General features: G+C 73.1%; 3 protein-coding genes. All 3 read left to right on the top strand.

Annotated features, from left to right (window positions below; translation table 11 throughout):
* Window positions 1-528: transglycosylase SLT domain-containing protein (locus ACFUEL_RS37980; protein ID WP_380242526.1), on the top strand; the 528-nt coding region annotated here is incomplete at its 5' end.
* A gap of 234 nt (window positions 529-762) precedes the next feature.
* Complete coding sequence (locus tag ACFUEL_RS37975; protein WP_380242524.1) at window positions 763-1,758, top strand: glycosyltransferase family 2 protein; 996 nt, start codon at window positions 763-765, stop codon at window positions 1,756-1,758.
* Between the two features lie 248 nt (window positions 1,759-2,006).
* Window positions 2,007-2,761, top strand: a 755-nt coding sequence (locus ACFUEL_RS37970; RefSeq protein WP_380242522.1) for a hypothetical protein, incomplete at its 3' end; no start/stop codon positions are given.

The following is a 2,761-nucleotide window of genomic DNA, read 5'->3' as shown; positions in this document are numbered from 1 at the left end:
TCCGCCTCGGCACGGGCGGAGGCGGACGCCAAGGCGGAGGCCGCCGCGAAGGCGAAGGCCGAGGCCGCGGCGAAGGCGAAGGCCGAGGCCGCGGCGAAGGCGAAGGCGTCCGCGGAGGCGAAGGCCCGGGCGTCCGCGTCGGCCTCGGCGGCCTCCCGGGCGCAGCAGCGCCCGTCGCTGGCCGCCACCGCCTCGCCGTCGGCCACGGCGTCCACCGGTTCCTCGGCCTCCTCCGCGTACGACGGCACGCCGCAGCAGATCGCGGCGCGGATCGTGCCGGCGGGCCAGTTGCAGTGCTTCTCGAACATCGTGGAGCGGGAGAGCAGCTGGGACGTGCACGCGACCAACTCGTCCTCGGGCGCGTACGGGCTGATGCAGGCGCTCCCGGGTTCGAAGATGGCCTCGATGGGCGCCGACTGGCGGGACAACCCGGTGACGCAGATCAAGTGGGGCCTGGAGTACATGAACGAGACGTACGGCAGCCCGTGCGCGGCGTGGTCGTTCTGGCAGGCGCACAACTGGTACTGACGGGCGGCCGCACGGCCCGTTCGCACGATGTCTCCGCGCCTCCGCTACGGTCCGTACATCTGACGATACGTCAGCAAGTCGCGGCGTTCCGTCCTCTATCCGGACATTTCCGCGCACCGTCATGTGCGTTCGGTGAAGATTTGGCGAACTTCCCGTGGCCGATGTCCGGTATCACCGCTTTGGGGCGGCTTCCGACCTTTGCCTGGGGCTGTCCCCGCCCCTAGCCTCCCGGCCATGGCCCCACCACTGATCACCGTCGTGCTGCCCGCTTACGACGAGCAAGGACAACTGAAGGAATGCCTCGACTCACTGCTCGGGCAGTCCTTCCGCGAATTCGAGATCATCGTGGTGCAGACCCCGTCCGAGCACTGCCCGGAACGGCTGGTCGAGGCGTACGAACTGCGTGACGCCCGGGTGCGGGTGCTGCGGACGGAGACCGAGACCGGCATCGGGCGGGCCCGGATGGCGGGGGCGGCGCACGCCCGCGGGCAGTACCTGCTGTTCCTGGACGCCGACCACCTGCTGCCGGAGGACGCCTTCGAGGCGATGGACACCCGGCTCGCCGAGACCGGCGAGGTGGACGTGCTGCTGTTCGGCCACAACCGGGAGTACCGGGGCAAGCTCTGGCCGGGCAACGCGGCCGAACTGCTGGCCGCCGCCGGGCCGGCGGTGTTCTCCCCCGCCGAGCACCCCGAGCTGTTCGGCGCCCCGCCGCTGGTCTGGGACCGGCTGATGCGCAGCGGGACGATCCCGGCCTTCCCGGACGGCTTCTACGAGGAGGTCGGCGCCGTGCACCGCTCGCTGCTGGCCGCGGCCCGGGTCGCGGTGCTGGACCGCGAGTGCGTCACCATCCGCCGCCGCCACACCCTGCACCCGGCGGGCAGCGAGGGCGCCACCCACTTCGACCTCTTCGACCGCTACGAGAGCACCTTCGAACTGCTGGACGCCCAGCCCGCCGAGGCCGAACCGGTCACCGCCACGGTGCGCCCGCACCTGTTCACCAGGATGGTCCGGCACTACCTGTTCGTCTTCGACCTGCCCGGCTGCCTGACCCGCGCCGAACGCCCGCAGTTCTTCCAGCGCGCCGCCGAGCACTACAAGCGCTTCCTGCCCAGCGGGTACCGGCGCCCCGAGGGCCGCGAGGGCATCAAGTTCTCGCTGCTGGCCTCGAATTCTTACGCCACCTTCGAGGTCGCCAAGTTCTCCCGGCTGGCGGGCGGCCGCCGCTGAACCGCCGCCGCGCCGTCGCCGGAGCGGGGTCGAAGCGGAGGCGGGGCGTCACCGGAGCGGGGTCGGAACGGAGGCGGGGCGTCACCGGGGCGGAGCCGGGGTGCCGCCGGTTCCGGTGAACGACACGGCAGGCGCGGTGTCCTGACGCCCTGTTCGCCGGACCAGCGGGGTAGAGTCCCTCCCGCAACCCCAGCCCACCGCGCCCAGTTCCGTGCACGCGCCCACCGGACCGGAAGGCGAACTCCCCGATGTCCTCCCCTGCTTCCCCGTCAGCGGCCCCGACGCCGGACCCGGCCGCGGACCCGTCGGCCGCCGACCCGACCGACACCGCCGACGGGCCCGGCCCGGAGACCGCGGGCCAACTCCCGCCGCAACGGCTGGTGTCCAACTGGGCGCTCCTGCTGCTGGGGGCGCTGCTGCTGGCCGAGGCGTTCGCCTGCACGGCCGTGCTGGTCAGCGTGTGGACGCCGCTCACCACGCTGACCGCCGAACACGCCCCGACCGGCGACCCGATGCCGTGGACGGTGCTCGGCCTCGGCCCCTGGCACCTGACCTCCAACACCGCGATGCTGCTGGCCGTGCTCGCCGCCAGCGGCCTGGGCAGCTTCGTGCACGCCGCCACCTCCTTCGCCACCTACGCCGGGAACCGGCAGCTGCTGCCCAGTTGGCTGCCCTGGTACCTGCTGCGCACCGCGATCGGCGGCGCGCTCGCCCTGCTGGTCTACTTCCTGCTGCGCGGCGGCCTGTTCGCCAACGGCACCGACGGCACGGCCACCAACCCGTACGGCTTCGCCGGGATCGCCGGGCTGTGCGGCCTGTTCTCCAAGCAGGCCACCGACAAGCTCCGCGAGGTCTTCGACACCGTCCTGACCACCAGGGACGGCGCGGGCGACGACGAGCGCGACGACAAGATCCAGGCCACCGCGCCGTCCTCCCCCGCCGCCGCACCCGCCGGTCCCGCCCCGGCCGCACCGCCCCAGCCCGCCCTGGCGGACCCGGGCCT

Origin of the sequence: Kitasatospora sp. NPDC057198, from assembly GCF_042670125.1 — a bacterium.
Classification (GTDB): domain Bacteria; phylum Actinomycetota; class Actinomycetes; order Streptomycetales; family Streptomycetaceae; genus Kitasatospora.
Note: the sequence above shows the minus strand (reverse complement) of the source record. Positions and strands in the feature narration are given on the sequence as shown.